Below are 17,066 nucleotides of genomic sequence, written 5' to 3' on the forward strand. Positions count from 1 at the left end.
TCGGAGGGGCGGGTGTGTCCCGGGTCCGTGGACCCCGTAGTACTCCCAGTGCTCCCAGTGCTCCCAGGACCGGATGAGCCGCCGTCGTCACCACTTCCCGAACCGGACGTGTTCGAGCCGCCCTCACCAGGGCCACTCGTCGCCGAACCGCTGTGCGTGTCACTGCTCGTGTCGGGGGTGCCGTCGCCGGGCAGCGGTGATTCCTGCCCGCCTCCGTCGCTGATGGCCGTTGCCGGTGGGCGTACGGTTTGATGGTTTCCGCCGTGGGATCCACAACCGGCCGCGACCAGCACGAGGACTACAACTGCCAGTGATCTGGCTCTCGTGTACCGCATCGCTTCACCCCGCCGTCGGACCGGAGTCCGCCTCGGGAGGCTCCTCCGAGGCGCTGGTGCGCTGCTGGAAGAAACCGCTCACGGTCACGTCCCTGCCCGCCGCGATGCCGCCGCCGCGGATGTCCACGCTGCCGCCGCCGATGACGGCGGCACCGGCGTTCTCCACCCGGTGCCCCCGCGCTCGCCCGTCGCCCTCGGCCGCGACCAGGGACGCCAGCGTCCGGGCGAACTCCGGGTCCCGGGCCATGAGTTCCTCAAGGTGGTCCGCGACTGCGGCGCGGCGGTTGGCGTTGCCCGGCTGGTCGCCGAGGCGCCGCAGGGCGCCGTCCGCCTGGGGATCGCGGCGGAAGCGGTGGGCGACGGCGTCCCACACCGCTCTGGCCCGGTCGCCGACGAGGCCGTCGACGGCCACACCGGCGGTGTGCTGGGCCCAGCGGACCAGGATCGCGGTGACCGCGCCGACGGTTACGGGATCGGTCATGGATTCGTCCCCCCGTGTGTGTGGAGCCCGGGCGACCCGACTGTCCGGAAATGCCCGGTGATCCAACAGAATTGTCGCGCCAGTGGGTTTCGCGCGCATGGCCTGTGGCCATCTGCGGAGCCGGAATACGTCCGCTGCCGTATCCCGCGAAGAGGCCTCTCACGTAGGGCATCAGGGCAGGTGGGTGCTGCTCTCGCCTTGACCTTGCCACTGGCGGCAGGGTTGAACGATGACGGCATGAACACGGACACCAACCCCAGGATCGTCGTCGTCACCGGGGCCGGTACCGGCATAGGCCGGGCCACCGCCCACGCTTTCGCCGACGAGGGCGCCCACGTCCTGGCCGTCGGGCGTCGGCCCGAACCACTGCACGAGACCGCCGCCGACCGGGCGCGGATCACCCCTCTGGTCGCCGACATCACCGCCGAGGGCGAGCCCGCACGGATCGTCGAGACCGCGCTGGAGCTGCACGGGCGCCTGGACGTGCTGGTCAACAACGCTGGGATCGTACGCAGCGGTGCGCTCGACACCCTCACTCCGGAGGTGATCGCACGGCAGATCGCCACCAACCTGATCGCACCCGCACTGCTGGCCCAGGCCGCGCTGCCCGCCCTCGAAGCGTCCGGCGGGGTGATCGTCAACGTCAGCACCTCGGTCGGGCAGCGGGCCTGGCCCGGGAACTCGCTCTACGCGGCGACCAAGGCCGCGCTGGAGACGCTGACCCGCAGCTGGGCCGTCGAGTTGGCGCCCCGGGGCATCCGGGTGGTGGCCGTCGCCCCCGGAGCGATCGCCACACCGATCGGCGAGCACCAGGGACTCACGCCGGAGCGGCTGGCCGCGCTGCGCGAGTGGCAGCTGGCGCACACCCCGCTGGGTCGGATCGGCCGGCCGGAGGAGGTCGCCTGGGCCATCACCCACCTCGCCGCACCGGCCGCGTCGTTCATCACCGGGGTGATCCTCCCGGTCGACGGAGGTGCGGTGGTGGCGTGATAAGAGTGGTGCGGGAGGTGGGACGGGTGCGGATCGGTGAGTTGGCGAAGGCGACCGGAACGACGGCGCGCGCCTTGCGGCACTACGAACAGGCCGGGCTGATCGCCTCGGAGCGGGCCGCCAACGGCTACCGCGTCTTCGACGACCGTACGGTGGTACGCGTCCGCAACATCCGCCACCTGCTGGCCGCCGGACTCACCCTGGACGACGTACAGGTCTTCCTGCCCTGCCTGGACGGCGACGTGACCGCCGCACCCCCCTCGGACCGGGGCCTGCGCATCGCCCTGGACCGCCTGGCGGTCCTCAACGAACGCATCGCCACCCAGACAGAGGCCCGCGACCGCCTCCAGGCCGCGCTCCGAGAGCAGACGGGCGACCGGATCCGCCCGGTGGCCTAGATTCCCATAGGCGCCATATGGGCTTATTCGCTCTGCGCCGAAAGGCTTCGCCCCGGGGCGTCGACCGATGGTCTAGTTGCCGGCGGCATCGAGTCGCCGGTCCATGGGCGGCTCAACCGACGTCACCGTCAGGAGATGAGCCACATGGCCATGCTTCACAGGGCAAGACGCGCGTTGCTCGGCGTTGCCGCCGTGCTGACCGGAGGAGCCCTCGCGCTGTCCGGCGCCGGCGCCGCGCAGGCCGGTGTACAGGACGGCGGCACCTGTACCGGCAACTGGCACTACATCGGCAGCCCGGGCAACTTCTATATGTACGGCACCTACGCCGGGCAGGTGCAGCAGCTCTGGGATTCCTCCTGCAACCGGCTCCAGGCCCACTGGCAGTGGGCCGACGCGTTCCAGAAGGCCCACAGGGAGGGCACGGTCTGCGTCGCCATGGTGTCGCCCACCAGCGGCACGGTCGAGGACTACCGGTGCGGTCCGATCACCCAGAAGGACGTCTCCGGCTGGGGGTGGGTGCACGACGCCAACCCGGACGACTGGCGCGCCCAGGCCAACATGTGGACGCCGGACCGCAACTGCTACAACGACGCGTGGGGCACCGACCATTGGTACGGCGGGCAGGACTGGGCCGCGCCCCATACCGGCGGTGGGTGCTGAGCAGGCGCGCGCTCACGGCTCCGCGCGTCGTTCCGGTACGCCGAACTCCGCCCGCTCCTCGGACGTGAGGGAGCGGCGGAGGCGGGCCCGCGCCTCGCGGGTGAGGGTGGGGAGTTCGCGGGCGGTGTCCCAGACGCGCAGGGTGAGGTCGTGGGAGACCGAGGCGACGGAGCGGCCGTCGGGGGACCACGCCACCGCCGCGACCGGCGCCGCGTGTGTGCCGATGACATCCGCCTCGCCGTGCTCCGCCGGTGCCCAGGACCGGATGGTGCAGTCGTTGGACCCGGTCACCACCTGGGTGCCGTCCGGGGACCAGGCCAGATCGCGTACGAAGTCGTCGTGACCGTTCAGTACCCGGGTCACCGTGCCCGCCCGGCTGTCCCACAGCCGGGCGGTGCGGTCCCGGGAGACCGTGGCGAGGAGGGCGGACCCCGGTGACCAGCGGATGTGTGTCCGCCGCGTCCTCCTCGTCGAAGGAGCGCAGCCCGGGGTAGGGGTTGCGCGCGGCGGACCACACCGGACGCGGGGACGACCTGGCCCTCGACGATCCGCCGTCCATCAACGAGGCGACGACCTGGGCGACGACCGCGAGGACGACCGATCCCACCAGAATGCCCAGCGCCGACCGCTGTACCCAGGCGACGGCGGCCAGCGGGTGGTCGGTGTCGCTCGTGAGGAAGTTGGCGGCCAGTCCGGCCACGACACCGATCAGCAGCAGAGCGACTTGGAGTGCTGTCGCGACGACTCGACGCACCTCGCCCCCTCCACCGGAGTGCCCCCGTTGTCCCCTATGCGCAGGAGGGTAGGGGGACTTCACCCCCGGCGCAGGGGAGGCGACAGTTTTACCCGTCCCTGATGGCATGCCCTGGTCAAATCTGCCAGGCTTTCCGGCAGCCGCCGCCCCGGACCGCCCCGGGGAGGCGCGCGACAGAAATCTCACCGCGGCGATCGCGCGAGCGATGCGCGCAGTCCGCGGCCGCCCTCCGGCGCACCCAAGCCGTCGGGCGGCCACCGAGCAGGCCGGAATCCCGGCCGCGTCAAAGGAGTTACGTGTGAGACCGACCCCCCACAAGGCCCTCGCGGCGAGCGCACTCGTCGTCGCGCTGGCCGGTTTCTCGCTCCCCGGAACCGCGGCGGCAGCCGCACCGCAGGCCAAGGCCGCCGCCTGCACCCCGGCCCAGGTGGTCGCCAACGGCGGCTTCGAGAGCGGGACTTCGCCCTGGAGCCAGTCGCAGACCAGTGTGATCACCAGTCGCACCGGTCAGAGCGCCCACGGCGGCACCACCTTCGCCTGGCTGGACGGCGTCGGCAGCACCCACACCGACACGCTCTCCCAGAGCGTCACGATCCCCTCCGGGTGCAGCACCGCCACGCTCACCTTCTGGCTGCACATCGACACCGCCGAAACCACGTCGTCCACCGCGTACGACAAGCTGACGGCGAAGATCGGCAGCACGACCCTGGCGACGTACTCGAACCTGAACAAGAACACCGGGTACGTACAGAAGTCGCTCGACGTGTCGGCCTTCGCGGGGCAGACCGTGAACCTCGCCTTCACCGGAACCGAGGACTCCAGCCTCCAGACGAGCTTCGTCGTCGACGACGTCGCCCTCAACACGTCCGGCGACACCACCCCGCCGGGTGACTCCACCCGTACGCCGGCCTCGCCCTCGTACACCGTCAACCTCAGTAGCGACACCAGCGGCAGCGTCTGGACCGGCCACGAGAGCGCGACCTTCACCAACGCCTCCGCCACCCCGCTCAGCGAGGTGTATCTGAGGCTGTGGGACAACTACCACGGCACCTGCTCCGCGATGCCGATCACGGTCACCAACGTCACCGGCGGCACCGCGGGCTCCCTGTCGGTGGGCTGCACCGCCCTCCAGATCGCCCTGCCCACCCCGCTCGCGCAGGGCCAGAGCGCCACGATCGGCTTCGACCTGGGCATCACGGTCCCCAGTGGCGCCGACCGGTTCGGGCACGACGGGGCCTTCAACAACATCGGCAACGCCCTGCCCGTCCTCGCGGTCAAGGACGGCTCCGGCTGGCACCTGGACCCGTACACCAACAACGGCGAGTCGTTCTACTCCCTGGCCGCCGACTTCAAGGTGACCCTCGACCACCCCAACTCCCTGCTGGTGCCCGCCACCGGCACCTCCGTCGACACCCCCGGCTCCAGCGGGCGCACCGTGACCACCGCCACCGCCGCCAAGGTCCGTGACTTCGCCTGGGCTGCGGGCCCCTTCAGCAAGATCTCCGGCACCTCGCCGGCCGGAACAGCGATCAACATCTACTCCGTCTCGGGCATCAGCTCCTCGGACGCCCAGTCGATGCTGAGCACCGCCAAGTCCGCCGTGGACGCCCACGCGGCGCGCTTCGGCGCCTACCCGTACGGCGAGCTGGACGCGGTGATCGACAACAACTACTGGTTCGGCGGCATGGAGTACCCCGGCTTCGTCCTCGACCTGGTCAGCACCACCGCGCTCACCCACGAGATCGGCCACCAGTGGTTCTACGGAATCGTCGGCGACGACGAGTACAACAGCCCCTGGCTGGACGAGTCGTTCACCGACTACGCCACCGACCTGGCGCTCAACAAGACCGGCAGCGGCTGCTGGAACAGCGTCTCCTGGGCGTCGTCGGCCGAGAAGATCACCAACTCGATGGCCTACTGGGACGCCCACTCCTCGCGCTACTCCACCGTCGTCTACGGCTACGGCAAGTGCGCCCTGCACGACCTGCGGCGCGTCCTCGGTGACACCGCCATGGCCAAGCTCCTGAAGGACTACGCCACTTCGCACTGGTACGGCGTCTCGACGACGGCCGAGTTCAAGGCCGCCGCCCAGGCCGCCACGACCACGGACCTGACGTCGTTCTGGACCCAGCACCGCATCGAGGGCTGACCCCCTCCGTCTCTTACCCCTCGCCCGTCACGGCAGCGGCTGTGGCGGGCGAGGGCCGTTGTAGTGGGCGCTGGGGCGCATCCGGAGCGGGTGCTCCTCGTACTCCTCCAGGGCGTGCGCGATCCAGCCCGCGGTGCGCGCCACCGCGAACACCGTCTCGCCCGCCTCGACGGGCATACCGCAGGCCACGCTGAACACGGCGAGCGCGAGGTCGACGTTGGCGTGCAGCTCGGTGTGCCGGGCCGTCGTGGCGACCACGTCGTGGGCCGCGGCGAGCGCCTCCTCGGCCTGCGGAAGCTCAGCGAGCAGCTTGAACAGGGCCTGGGCGCGCGGGTCCTCGCCCGGGTAGAGGCGGTGGCCGAGGCCGGGCACGCGGCGGCCCGAGCGCAGATGGGCGGCGACCACGGGAGCGGCGCCGCCGCGCTCCAGGACCTCCGCGAGCATCTGGTGCGCGAGCCCGCTGGCGGCTCCGTGCAGCGGTCCGTCCAGTGCGCCGAGCCCCGCCGAGACGACGGCGTACGGATGGGCGCGCGCCGAGGCCGCGACCCGGGCGGCCAGTGTGGACGCGGCCAGATCATGGTCGATCAACAGGGCGAGAGCCGTGTCCAGTACGTTGATCGACGCCTCGTCGGGGAGCCTGGGCGTGAGCCGGTGCCACAGCTGCCAGGCGAGCCGCTCCGCGCCCCGGTGCCGCTTGCCCGCCGGGGGCAGCGCCCCGACCAGGGTCGGGATCAGCATCCGCGCGCAGCCGAGCACCGCCGCCGGTTCGAGGTCGAAGCGGAGCGGGTCGGCGGCCGAGACGGCGACCGTGGCGGCCCGCAGCCGGTCCATGGCGCCGCTGTGCGCGGGCAGCGCGCCGACCGCGAGCCGTGCCGCGTCGAGGAACTGCTGGGGCGCGGTGAACCGGGCGCCGCGCGGCAGCGTGCCGGTCCACACCCACTCCGCGACCTCCTCGAAGCCGTACGCCCCGGCGAGCTCCACCGCGTCGACGCCGCGGAAGTAGTAGTGGTCCTTGTCGATGAGCGTGAGTCCGGTACGGAAGGTCAGCTCGCCGGTGCGCGCGGCGGGTTCGCGGCGGGCGCTGCGCCGGGCCAGCGCGTCGACCTCCTTGGCGTCGAAGGTCGAGCCCCGCCCGCCGGGCGCCCGCTCGCTGCTCAGCTGGCCGCGGCTGACGTACGCGTACACCGTCTCCGGTTTCACGCCGAGCCGTTCGGCCGCTTCGCGGGTGGTGAGTCGCGACTGATCCGTCATGAGGTCACCGTATCCAAGATCGATCAATGTTGATTCAATCAATATTGACAGCCATCTCGTCAATCATAGACAGTCGAATCAACGTTGAGGAAGGGAAGAGACATGCCGACCACCACCACGGCTGTACCCCGCGGGCTCGCGGGCGTCGTCGTCACGGACACCGCACTCGGGGACGTCCGCGGCCGCGAGGGCTTCTACCACTACCGCCAGTACTCGGCCGTCGAGCTCGCGCAGACCCGCGGCTTCGAGGACGTGTGGCACCTGATGTTCCACGGCGAACTCCCCGACGCCGCCGCCCGCGCGGACTTCACCGCCCGCACCGCGGCCCTGCGCCACCTGCCCCGCGAGGTCACCGACGCGCTGCCCGGCATCGCCGCCGCGGGCGCCGCCTCCGGACCGCTCGCCGGACTGCGCACCGCCCTCTCCCTGCTCGGCGCCGCCCAGGGCTTCCGTCCGGTCTACGACCTCGACGCCGACCGGCGCCGCGAGGACGCGCTCGCCGCCTGCGCCGCCGTCCCCACCCTGCTGACCGCGCTGTACCGCCTCGGCCAGGGGCTCGATCCCGTCGAGCCGCGCGACGACCTGTCGTACGCCGCCAACTACCTCTACATGATGACCGGTTCGGAGCCCGCGCCCGACCGCGTCCGGGCGATCGAGCGGTACCTCATCTCCACCGTCGACCACGGCTTCAACGCCTCCACGTTCACCGCGCGCGTCGTCGCCTCCACCGGCGCCGACATGGCGGCGTCCCTGGTCGCGGCTGTCGGCGCGCTCTCCGGCCCGCTGCACGGCGGCGCCCCCAGCCGCGCCCTGGACACGCTCGACGCCATCGGCTCCCCGGACCGCATCGACGCGTGGGTGCGCGAGCGGGTCCTCGCGGGCGACCGCATCATGGGCTTCGGCCACCCCGTCTACCGCACCGAGGACCCGCGTTCGCGGATGCTGCGGGGCATCGCCGAGGGCATCGGCGGCCCGCTGGTCGCGTTCGCCGTCGAGGTCGAGCGGCAGGTCGAGGCGATCCTCGCCGAGCTGAAGCCCGGCCGGGAGCTGCACACCAACGTGGAGTTCTACGCGGGCGTGGTCATGGAGCTGTGCGGGGTGCCGCGCGAGATGTTCACCCCGACGTTCTGCGCGGCCCGGGTGGTCGGCTGGAGCGCCAACATCCTGGAGCAGGCGGAGGACTCGAAGATCATCCGCCCGGCGGCCCACTACGCGGGCCCGCCCGCGCCGCAGCCCGTACCGGCGTCGTGAGTACCGCGCCCTGACGGGGACTTGGGGCATACCAGGGTGCTTGGGGCAGGCAGGGGAGCCGTCGAATAATGGATGTGCCCCTCCCGCGCCGCGCCCCTACGCTCGGCGCGTGGACCACGTCACCCTCGCCTGCGTCGTACTCCCCGTCACCGCCTTGCTGTACGGGGTGCTCGGTATGCGCCGCCTGCGCGAGCGGCGGTGGTACCGGGAGGCGGTCGCGCACTGCGCCGCGATCGAGATCGACCCGTACTACGCCGTGCGCGACGCGTGGTGGCCCGAGGACGACATCCAGGCGGCGGCCGCCCGGCTGGTGCTCGACGGGCTGGTCACCGTCAACCACCGCGGCAACATGAGCCCCACGGAGGCCGGTGCGGATCCCGCGAGCAGCGCGGGGCACCCGCTGCCGGACGCCCTGCTCGCCGCGGTGCGCCGCCGCACCGCACCCGCCACCCTCGGCAGCGTGCTGCTGCGCGACACCGTGTTCGACGACGTCCGGGCGCGGTTCCACGCCGACTGCGACGCCCGTCTGCGGCCGCGGCGGCCGCCCGCGCCGCGCAACCTCGGCTGTCTGGGCTGCACCGGGTGGATGCTGTTCCTGGCGCAGTTCGGGTTCGCCGCCGCCGGGCTGTTCGACATGGCGCCCCACGGGCCGCTCCAGTGGGCCGCCGCCGTCGTCACCGGCCTGGCGCTGATCGCGCAGATCGCCGCGCTCGGCAGCGAGCGCACCCCGGCCGACCTGCCGGACCCCTTCGCCGAACGGCTGGCGGAGCTGGAACGGCACCCGGCGCTCGCGGAGCTGGCCGCGCGGAACCCGGAGGCCAAGGCATGGCTCGGGGCCGGCAGGTTCCGCACCCGCCGGGGCCGCAACCGGGGACGGCCCCGGCGCCGCGTCACGCGTACCGAAGCCGGGGCCGGGGCCTGAGCGGGGTGTGCACCGGGACCCTCGTCGAGCGTCCCGGTGCACGGACCCGCGTCAGCGCCAGATCGTCTGGACCGAGTCGAACTGCACCCAGGTGATCGGGTTGCCGGTGTTGGCGCCGTACACCGTCACGGAACCGGCGGTGTTCACCTCGAAGCGGCAGGCGTTGATGCCCTGGCTGTTGTTGCGGGGCGCGGTGGCGCGGATGTACGAGGTGGGCCGGGCCATGGCGGCGGGCAGCGTGGCGACCTTGGTGTCGGCGGAGAAGCTGCCGGTGATGATGCCGCGGGCCTGCAGGAACGTGGTGCCCGCGATGGTGACGAGGCGGACCTGCGGGGTCGAGCCGGTCTGCGCGGTGATGCCGGGCTCCAGGACCAGGTCGGCCCACTCGCCGGCCTCCACACCGGCGGCGGCCGCGGGGGAGGCGGCGGCGAGGTTGGCGACGGCCACGGCGGCGGGCACGGCGAAGGCGGCACCGAGGATGCTGCGGCGGTTGTAGGACATGGTGGTTGGTCTCCTTGACGAGGCCTTGTGCGAAATGACGGAGGGGGCTGCGGGCGCGGTCAGCGCCAGGCGGCGCTGAAGCTGTCGAGCTGCGCCCAGGTGATGGCGTTGGTGTCGCGTCCGCCGAACAGCCGCAGTGCGCGGTCGGTGCCGGCCTCGACCCGGGCCACGCAGTAGCCGCCGTTGTTGTTGCGCGGCACGTTGGCGCGGGTCGCCACGCTGGGGCTCAGCGTGTCGGGCAGGGTGCCGATGACCGCGTCGCCGTCGAAGGTGCCCTTGACGCCGCCGCTGAGCTGGAGCGTCGTGGTGCCCGCGATGCTGATGAGGCGGCCCTGCGGCGGGTTCTGGTCGGCGGTGACGCCCGGGGCGAGGGCGATCGGCTGCCAGTCGGTGATCACCTTGACGCCGTCGACCTCCTGGGTGTCCGGGAGCGTCACGATGGTGCAGGTGCGCGGTCCGGGGTCCTCGCAGGCGAAGCCGAAGTGCAGGTTGGTCACGCCGTTCCGCACGTCCACGTGCAGGCCCTCGGGCTCGCGCCACTCAAGACCCGGGGCCGCGGTGATGAAGTGGTGGTCCAGGACGTTCCCGGTGGCCCACTCCATCGCGGTGATGTAGGTGTTGCCCGGCGGGGGGTTCCTGGTCGCGGTGCTGGACTCGCCGTTGAGCAGGTACAGCACGCCCTTGTGGGATGCGTACCCCTGGAACACGCCCAGGTCCGTGGGCAGCGTGATGCGCTGGAGCGGCTCGAAGACGCCCGCCGAGGCCTTGGCCAGGTCGTACCGCTCGACGTGCGTCCCACCGTCGTAGAACCGCACCACCAGCTCGTTGGCGCTGCGGTCGATGGTGGGGGTGGCGAAGAGCGCGTTCGGCGTGGGGCGGTACGGCTTGGCGTGCAGCGACGAGCCGTAGTCCAGGACCGTTCCCGACCGGAAGTCGAAGTTGGTGATGGAGGTGCCGAAGCCCTCGTTCTTGCTGTTGGGCTGCGACGCCGTCTCGGTCCACAGGCGGATGACGCCGCCCCGGTTCTCGACGCCGAGGTTGACACCGTGGCCGAAGCCCCGCAGGTACATGTAGCCGGTGATGTCGCCCGACCGGTTGAGGCGGGTCAGGCACATGTCGCCGTGCGCGTTGCGGGTGTCGTAGTCGACGGGCCCGGACTCGCCGCTGAGGGTCAGGCCGCCCTGCATCAGTTGGAGCACGAAGAGGTCGCCCGACACCGGCTCGGTGCTGAACGACTGCATGACGGTGCTGTTCTTGAGCGGGCGCCGGTGCAGCAGCTTGCCCACCGGTCCCGCGAGGTCTATCTGTCCTTCAATGGTGACGCTCAACGACGCCGCTCCTTCATACACGTTTCGGTGCTGTCGTGATCGGAACGGCGACAGTTTCGCACGGGCGTTCCCGTGGTGGGAGCCGTGGTGCGCCGATCCGGTGCGGCCGCTGTTGTCAGCCGGTCAGGGTGGCCTTGGAGCGCATCGCGAGGAAGTTGCTCCGGTAGGCGTCGTGGGTCGCGGCGCCCTCGACGCGCAGCAGGGCCTCGTCGTTCTCCCGCAGAGAGGACACGTCGAGGTTGTGGGAGCCGGTGAAGGTCCACTTGGTGTCCGGGTGCCCCGCGTAGTTGCCCTCGACCAGCAGGTACTTGGAGTGCACGAACAGGTCATCCGCGTCGTCGCCGGGCGTGCCGTTGTCGAGGTGGAGGCGGTACGGCTTGATGCGCGCGTGGTTGCCGAGGGTCGCGAGCTGGCTCGTCGTGTTGTAGACGACCTCGATCCAGCAGTCCTGGTCGGCCAGCTGCCGCAGCTTGTTCGCCACCTCGGTGCGGGTGAAGGCGTAGGCGGCGACGCGGACGACCGTCTTGTGGGAGGCGGACCCGACCGTCGTGTTGCCCGTGCACGACACGTTGTTCAGCACGTCGACCATGAGGTCGCCGGTCTGCTGCGGGAAGAAGTAGTACTTCTCGCCCCCGGACGTGGTGCCCTGCCGGTAGTAGTCGGCGTTGCGCTTCTCGGCGGCGAGGTCGTTGAAGTACGCCGTGTACGCGGTGTACAGGTCGGTGTTGCCCACCGAGGTGTACGCGTTGTTCCAGAACCGGGAGGTGTTCGCCGGGGTCTGGTTGGCGGACGTCTGGATCACCACGTCCTCGGCGACGCCCGCGTCTCCCACCCGGGAGAAGAGGAAGAACTTGTTGTGGTTGATGTGGTTCTTGCTCGGGTCGAGCGTGGTGTCCGCGATGCACGCCCGGTCCTTCGGGCAGACGTGGATCCAGGACGGCTGGGTCATGTCCTTGCCGAGGGCGGCCGCCAGTTGGGTGGCGGCCGTGGAGGTGGAGAACGCGTAGTCGAGGACGACCCGTACCTGTACGCCCCGGTCGTGGGCGCGGATCAGCGCGTCGCTGTAGCCGGTGTCGGTCAGGGCGTACAGGGCGGCACGCAGCGTGCGGCCGCTCTGGGTGTTGTCGATCGCCCCGACGATGTGGTCCTTGATCGCGTTCTGCTCGGCCGCGGTGCCCTGCGGGTCGTTGAAGACCGCGCCCGTCGTGGGCATCGGCGCCGGGTCCGCCGCGGCGGCCGGGGACGGGACGAGCAGCGCGGCCAGGAGGGACCCGGCGAGCAGCGCCGCGGCACATATGCGTCTGATGTCTCTCACTCCTTGACAAAGATCGTTCCTGCTGTGAGCAGGTGCACGATAGCCCCCCGGGCCCGACTCCCCGACGGCGCCCGAGGGAATCGGTTGCCTCATATGGGCTGTGTCTTACGTCACATGAGGCACAGCCATCACGTTGCTACCGGTTTGCGCAATCTTGCGCCGACGCCCCGCCTAAAACGCTCGAACGGCAGGTGAGGCCCCCGGTGGCGGGCGGGATGGGTCTACACCACCAGCGAGGGCAGCGGGCGTGCACACCGCTGCAAACGCATGTTCGTCGCCGGAACGCAAGTGCCCGGTGACCTTTCACGGCTCCGCGGTTGCACATTCCGGCGCCGCCGCACGTCATCTGTTCGAAGGCGCGCAGCAGCGCCTTCCGGGGCCGTCGGGGGGCGGGACGGGCGGCCCCAGTCGTGCACCAGGAAGGAGCCGGAAGTCTCGTGACGATCGATCGGGTTGGCGATGTGGTCCTGGCAGTTCTCGCGGTGCGGGTGTTGGGCCGCGACGCGGTCCTGTTACTGCGGCGCGCCGCCGCCGCGGGCGTACGGACGGGTGTGAGCGAGTTGCTGCGTACGGACCGGGAGGGAGACCGGTGAGCCAGGACCTCCCGCACCGCTCGCCGGGCAGACCCGCGATGACGAACCAGCAGCTTCCGGTGGACTTCAGCGCGTTCCACCACATGCACCGGCCCGTCTATCTGCGCTGGGCGCAGACCGTCCTCAACCACCGCGCGGACGCCGAGGAAGCCGTCGACGCCGCCTTCGAACAGCTCCTGATGATCTGGACCGCCGTCCTGTCGAAGGAGAACCCCGCCGCGTACGCCTGGAGCGTGCTGCGCAGCCGCACCCTCGACCTGGCCCGCGCCCGCAAACGGCGCTCCGCCCTGTTGGAGGCGGCCGCCTTCGACACCGTCGCCCTGACCCGGACCGCCGATCCCATCGGCCAGTTGGAGGAGAGCCTGGCCCTCTTCCACGCGGTACGCCAGCTGCCGCCGCGCCAGATGGACGTCATGGTCCTGCTCCACCTCAACGGCCTGACCCCCGCACAGGTCGGTGACCACCTCGGCATCACCGCGGCCGCCGTCCGCTCCACCGCCCGCCACGCCAAGCGCCGGCTGCGCCACACCCTCGGTCTCGCGGCCGAGCAGACCGAGGAGGGGCACGCCGATGACATCGCCCATTGACGGCGTGCTCGCCCGTGCCCGTCTGTCCCACCGGCCGTGCACCGAGGCCGACGTGGACGCCGCCGAACAGCGCCTCGCCGCCCGGGTCGCCGCTCCGCCGCCCGCCCCGGCCCGGCCGGGCCGCTTCCGGCTGGCCGCCTGGCGGGCGCTCCTTTCCGAGCCGGGACCGCCGCTGGACGAGGTGTGCGCGGCTCAGGACCTCACCGTCGTCTGCGAGATGTTCGTCATCCACCCCGACGCGCTCGACGACCTGAAGCTCTTCTTCGCCCGCGCGCTGCCCGAGCCGGCCGGCGCCCGCATCCTGGGCTGCATGCTGCACCTGACCGGCCGCCCCGAATCGGCCCGCTTCTGGTGGCAGTACGCGGCCGGGGCGGGCGACGCGGCCGCCACGTTCTGCCTCGGCCTGCACCACCGCGCCCTGGGCGAACACCCCGAGGCCGAGTGGTGGCACACCCAGACGGACACCCTCAGTGCCCACGGCGCGACCGTCGCGAACGTGGACCTGAAGACCACGCTGCGCATCCTGCGCGCCCTGCGCACCGGACCGCTGCCGGTGCCGGACCTGGTCCACGCCGTCCTCGACTACATACCGGCGGCGCTCTCCTACGTCGACGACGACCTCGAACTACCCCTGCCCGACCCGGACTTCACCGACCACATCACGGCCCTGACCACCCACGCGGCCACCGCCGGCTCCCCGCGCACACCGTCCGGCCGTGCCCCGGACCCGCTGCCGGAACGCCCCACCCGGGACCGCTCGACGTCCTTCACGACGGGATGGCGGGTGAACACGGGCCGGCCGTGGCCGCACGGACCGTACGGTCCATACGACCCTTCGGACCTGCCCTAGCCGACGCGGTCGAGGAAGGCGAGCGCGCGCTGGGTGAGCAGCGCGGCCGCCTCCTCCGTGTACGAGGGCAGGCCGGCGTCGGCGAACAGGTGCTGCTTGCCGGGGTAGAGGAACAGCTCGGCGTCCGGCGTCGACTCCACCAGGGCCCGGGCCGCCTCGATGTCGCCCTCGTCCACGAAGTACTCGTCCCCATCCATCCCGTGGATCTGGACCGGAACCCCCTGCGGCCACGCCTCACCGAACTCCGCGACCGGCACGCAGGAGTGGAACAGCAGCGCGCCCTTCGCCCCCGGCCGGGTCTGGGCGAGGGACTGCGCGGGCAGCACGCCGAGGGAGAAGCCCACGTAGACCAGCTCGGCGGGCAGCCCTTCGGCGGCCGCCCGCCCCCGCTCCACGATGGTGCCGAACCCCGTCTCCTGTACGTGGGCCACACCGTCCTCCAGGTCGTCGAAGACCCGCCCCTCGTACAGATCCGGGACGTGGACGGTGTGGCCCGCCGCTCTCAGCGTCTCCGCGAAGGCGCGGACGCCCGAGGTCAGGCCCTGTGCGTGGTGGAACAGCAATACCTCGGCCATGGCTGTCCTTTCGTACCCTTCGTATGGGGAACCCGGACGGCTCCCCGGTTTCGAGTATTGCGGGAGGCACTGACAACCGCCGTCGGCGAGCTCAGCCGACGCTCACCTCAGCCGACGGGCTGGGGCCGCAGGGACGGCTGGGGCAGCCGGGGCACGAGAGGTGCCGGAGCGGTGAGACCGTCGGCTCCCGGCGGGACCGGGACCGCGGCGAAGATCGCGTCCTGCTGTGCCTGGAGCTCCTTGGCCCGCTCGGGGCTCGTGCTGGGGAGGCGCTGCTCCTCGTACAACTTGTGTGTGACCTCCTGGGCGTCCTTGCTCGCCGGGGTGTGGAACTGCACCTCGAAGAGGTGCTCTGAACGAGGCGCCCGCCAAGCGGAGTTGATGGCCTTGTAGCCCTTGGCGCGGCCCCAGGTGTTGGACCACTTGGCGTTGGCGTTGCCCCACCCGGACAGCACGGAGGCGGCGAGCGCGACGCCCTTGGTGTAGCGGCCGTCCGGCCACTGGAGCGTGTAGCGCACCGAGTCGCTGATGCCGGCCAGCGCGTCGTTCACGTCCCGCTCCGGGTGTTCCAGCAGCGAGGTGGCGACCTTGCGCTTGAGCGAGTCCGCCGACTTGAGGCGGTGGTCGAACCCGATGAGCTCGGCGCCGCTGATCAGCGCGGCCGCCCTCACCTGCGGGCTGATGGAGCGCTCGGCCCTCTTGGCCCGGTCGATGAAGGCGTCGACCTTGGCGTTGTCGGCGGCGTTGAGCGACAGCCCGTCACCCGTCCACCCGCCGTCGTCCAGCGCCGCTTTGAATACGGGGGCGGATACGGGGGTGAACGCGGCGGTGTTGACCGTACGGGCCGTGCCCGCGCGGTCGGCCGGGGGAGCTGCGGCCGCGCTCTGGATCGCGCCCACGCTCAGCGCCGCGGCCAGCGCGGCGGCGGTCGCGGCCCGCGAGACGGTACGACTGATGTTCATCGGTGCCTGGTGTTCCTCTCTCGACGGCGAACATCCGCCGCCCGGGGGAGGGCCCCGGGCAGCGGACGGTCTCTGACGAGAAACCCAACAGGAGGAACCGGCGGCGAGTTGTCGCCTGGGCCCCGACCGGGCGAATGCTGTCCTGATCACACCGAAGGAAGGCGTGATTCCGTATGCGTGCCCAGTCGGTCGGGCTCAGCAGCCGAGAGCGGTGAGGTGCTGGTAGAGCGCCTCGTGCCCGTCGGCCTCCGGGTGCAGACCGTCGACGAGCAGGTCGGTCTTCCCGTACAGCGGCTCCCACATGTCGAGGAAGTCGATGTGGTTCTCCTGGCACCAGGTGCGCATGGACTCGCGCAGGGCCAGCGCCCGCTCCTTGGTGAAGCACAGGCCCCCGTAGTCCCGGGTGCGGTCCTCGTCGAGCCAACTCGGTCCCACGACGACGAGGCGCGCGTTGTGCGCGAGGGCGGTGGCGGCGAGTGAGCCGAGACCGTCCGCGAGGTGCGCGAGCCCGTCGAGATGGCCCTCCGGGGCGGACAGCGGCACGGCCGAGTCGTTGATCCCGGCGGCGACGAGAAGGGTGTCGGGCAGCCGGGGGCCCAGCAGCGCCGGTGTCTGCTCGGCGGCCTGGGCCAGGGTGCTGCCCGGAATGGCCAGGTTGAAGACCCGGTGCTCGGCCTCGTTCCGGGCGATATGGGTGGCCGCCAGGCGAGCCGCCCACCCTCCCCGCGGGTCGCAGCGCCCGTACGCGATGCTGTCGCCCACGATCACGATCCGCGCCGCCGGACGCAGCGGCTTCGCGTCCAGATAGGCCCAGACGCTCTCACCGGAGGAGAGGAGCACTCGCCGACGGACGTAGTCGTCGACTTCGTACGCGTCGGCCGCGGCGAGGTCCTGGTCGGTGAGACGCAGCACGGCGCCTTCGACCACGGCCCCGTACTTGCGCTCCAGCGTCAGGTGCACGTCCAGACCGCTGGTGGCGATCACGGCCGGGTCGGTGATCGCGATGGGCCTGGTCGTATAGCCGGAGAGCGACGCCGGAGCAGTGGGCACGGCCTGGCCGAAGAGGGCGGTCTGGACCCGCTCGTCCATGAGCGTGCCGAAGGAGAAGAGGGCGTGAGGACGTGAGACGGTCACTTTGGGGTGCGGGGCCTTTCTTGAAGGGTT

General features: G+C 71.5%; 18 protein-coding genes and 1 pseudogene. 9 read left to right on the plus strand and 10 right to left on the minus strand.

Annotated elements, in window-relative coordinates; all coding sequences use genetic code 11:
• Positions 1 to 339: 339 nt before the first annotated feature.
• Positions 340 to 816: a hypothetical protein gene (locus tag IE252_RS11865; RefSeq protein ID WP_190089316.1), complete on the minus strand. Its 477-nt coding sequence runs from the start codon at positions 814 to 816 to the stop codon at positions 340 to 342.
• Positions 817 to 1,053: 237 nt separating this feature from the next.
• On the opposite strand from IE252_RS11865, the gene IE252_RS11870 reads away from it, so the two are divergent.
• The 3 genes from IE252_RS11870 (at position 1,054) to IE252_RS11880 (ending at position 2,864) form a co-directional block, all read left to right on the plus strand.
• Positions 1,054 to 1,806 carry an SDR family NAD(P)-dependent oxidoreductase gene (locus IE252_RS11870; RefSeq protein ID WP_190089317.1) on the plus strand — a complete coding sequence of 251 codons (753 nt, stop codon included), beginning with the start codon at positions 1,054 to 1,056 and terminating at the stop codon, positions 1,804 to 1,806.
• Between the two features lie 26 nt (positions 1,807 to 1,832).
• Positions 1,833 to 2,204 (plus strand): MerR family transcriptional regulator, encoded by a 372-nt coding sequence (locus IE252_RS11875; RefSeq protein WP_190089436.1) that lies wholly within the window; start codon positions 1,833 to 1,835, stop codon positions 2,202 to 2,204.
• 144 nt (positions 2,205 to 2,348) lie between these two features.
• Positions 2,349 to 2,864, plus strand: coding sequence for a hypothetical protein (locus IE252_RS11880; protein ID WP_190089318.1), 516 nt, complete (start codon positions 2,349 to 2,351; stop codon positions 2,862 to 2,864).
• A 12-nt stretch (positions 2,865 to 2,876) separates the two neighbouring features.
• Here the strand turns inward: IE252_RS11880 and IE252_RS11885 are convergent, their stop codons facing one another.
• Entirely contained in the window at positions 2,877 to 3,227 is a 351-nt protein-coding gene (locus IE252_RS11885) for a WD40 repeat domain-containing protein (RefSeq protein WP_190089437.1), read from the minus strand.
• A gap of 24 nt (positions 3,228 to 3,251) precedes the next feature.
• Positions 3,252 to 3,311 (minus strand): annotated as a pseudogene (locus tag IE252_RS44250) (hypothetical protein); the annotation flags it as partial.
• A gap of 605 nt (positions 3,312 to 3,916) precedes the next feature.
• On the opposite strand from IE252_RS44250, the gene IE252_RS11895 reads away from it, so the two are divergent.
• Entirely contained in the window at positions 3,917 to 5,767 is a 1,851-nt protein-coding gene (locus IE252_RS11895; protein ID WP_190089319.1) for a M1 family aminopeptidase, read from the plus strand.
• 27 nt (positions 5,768 to 5,794) lie between these two features.
• Here IE252_RS11895 and IE252_RS11900 read toward each other — a convergent pair whose 3' ends face one another.
• On the minus strand, positions 5,795 to 7,018 hold the full coding sequence (locus tag IE252_RS11900) for a citrate synthase (RefSeq protein WP_190089320.1): 1,224 nt from the start codon (positions 7,016 to 7,018) through the stop codon (positions 5,795 to 5,797).
• A gap of 102 nt (positions 7,019 to 7,120) precedes the next feature.
• Between IE252_RS11900 and IE252_RS11905 the strand changes: the two genes are divergently transcribed.
• Both IE252_RS11905 and IE252_RS11910 read left to right on the plus strand, forming a co-directional pair.
• Entirely contained in the window at positions 7,121 to 8,269 is a 1,149-nt protein-coding gene (locus IE252_RS11905) for a citrate synthase (RefSeq protein ID WP_190089321.1), read from the plus strand.
• Between the two features lie 109 nt (positions 8,270 to 8,378).
• Entirely contained in the window at positions 8,379 to 9,191 is an 813-nt protein-coding gene (locus IE252_RS11910) for a hypothetical protein (protein WP_190089322.1), read from the plus strand.
• 51 nt (positions 9,192 to 9,242) lie between these two features.
• On the opposite strand, the gene IE252_RS11915 is transcribed toward IE252_RS11910, so the two are convergent.
• From IE252_RS11915 to IE252_RS11925, 3 genes are all read right to left on the minus strand, one after another.
• Positions 9,243 to 9,692 (minus strand): hypothetical protein, encoded by a 450-nt coding sequence (locus IE252_RS11915; protein ID WP_190089323.1) that lies wholly within the window; start codon positions 9,690 to 9,692, stop codon positions 9,243 to 9,245.
• A 59-nt stretch (positions 9,693 to 9,751) separates the two neighbouring features.
• On the minus strand, positions 9,752 to 11,020 hold the full coding sequence (locus tag IE252_RS11920; RefSeq protein ID WP_190089324.1) for a phage baseplate protein: 1,269 nt from the start codon (positions 11,018 to 11,020) through the stop codon (positions 9,752 to 9,754).
• 115 nt (positions 11,021 to 11,135) lie between these two features.
• Entirely contained in the window at positions 11,136 to 12,335 is a 1,200-nt protein-coding gene (locus tag IE252_RS11925; protein ID WP_190089325.1) for a phospholipase D-like domain-containing protein, read from the minus strand.
• Positions 12,336 to 12,772: 437 nt separating this feature from the next.
• Here IE252_RS11925 and IE252_RS11930 point away from each other — a divergent pair, with 437 nt between their 5' ends.
• From IE252_RS11930 to IE252_RS11940, 3 genes are read left to right on the plus strand one after another with little or no spacing between them, the layout of a single operon-like run.
• Positions 12,773 to 12,928, plus strand: a complete 156-nt coding sequence (locus tag IE252_RS11930; RefSeq protein WP_190089326.1) for a hypothetical protein — start codon at positions 12,773 to 12,775, stop codon at positions 12,926 to 12,928.
• Positions 12,925 to 13,515 carry a sigma-70 family RNA polymerase sigma factor gene (locus tag IE252_RS11935; RefSeq protein WP_229848239.1) on the plus strand — a complete coding sequence of 197 codons (591 nt, stop codon included), beginning with the start codon at positions 12,925 to 12,927 and terminating at the stop codon, positions 13,513 to 13,515. Before IE252_RS11930 ends, IE252_RS11935 begins: the two co-directional genes overlap by 4 nt.
• Positions 13,499 to 14,365 (plus strand): hypothetical protein, encoded by an 867-nt coding sequence (locus tag IE252_RS11940; RefSeq protein WP_190089327.1) that lies wholly within the window; start codon positions 13,499 to 13,501, stop codon positions 14,363 to 14,365. Before IE252_RS11935 ends, IE252_RS11940 begins: the two co-directional genes overlap by 17 nt.
• On the opposite strand, the gene IE252_RS11945 is transcribed toward IE252_RS11940, so the two are convergent.
• The 3 genes from IE252_RS11945 to IE252_RS11955 all read right to left on the minus strand — a co-directional run bounded on the left by IE252_RS11945 (position 14,362) and on the right by IE252_RS11955 (position 17,036).
• On the minus strand, positions 14,362 to 14,940 hold the full coding sequence (locus tag IE252_RS11945; RefSeq protein ID WP_190089328.1) for a dienelactone hydrolase family protein: 579 nt from the start codon (positions 14,938 to 14,940) through the stop codon (positions 14,362 to 14,364). The genes IE252_RS11940 and IE252_RS11945 overlap by 4 nt on opposite strands.
• Positions 14,941 to 15,047: 107 nt before the next feature.
• On the minus strand, positions 15,048 to 15,902 hold the full coding sequence (locus IE252_RS11950; RefSeq protein WP_190089329.1) for an ATP nucleotide 3'-pyrophosphokinase: 855 nt from the start codon (positions 15,900 to 15,902) through the stop codon (positions 15,048 to 15,050).
• A 195-nt stretch (positions 15,903 to 16,097) separates the two neighbouring features.
• A complete protein-coding gene (locus tag IE252_RS11955; protein ID WP_190089330.1) occupies positions 16,098 to 17,036 on the minus strand; it encodes a GDSL-type esterase/lipase family protein in 939 nt (312 codons plus the stop codon).
• Between the last annotated feature and the right edge of the window lie 30 nt (positions 17,037 to 17,066).

It is taken from the genome of Streptomyces melanogenes (assembly GCF_014649795.1).
GTDB lineage: Bacteria > Actinomycetota > Actinomycetes > Streptomycetales > Streptomycetaceae > Streptomyces > Streptomyces noboritoensis.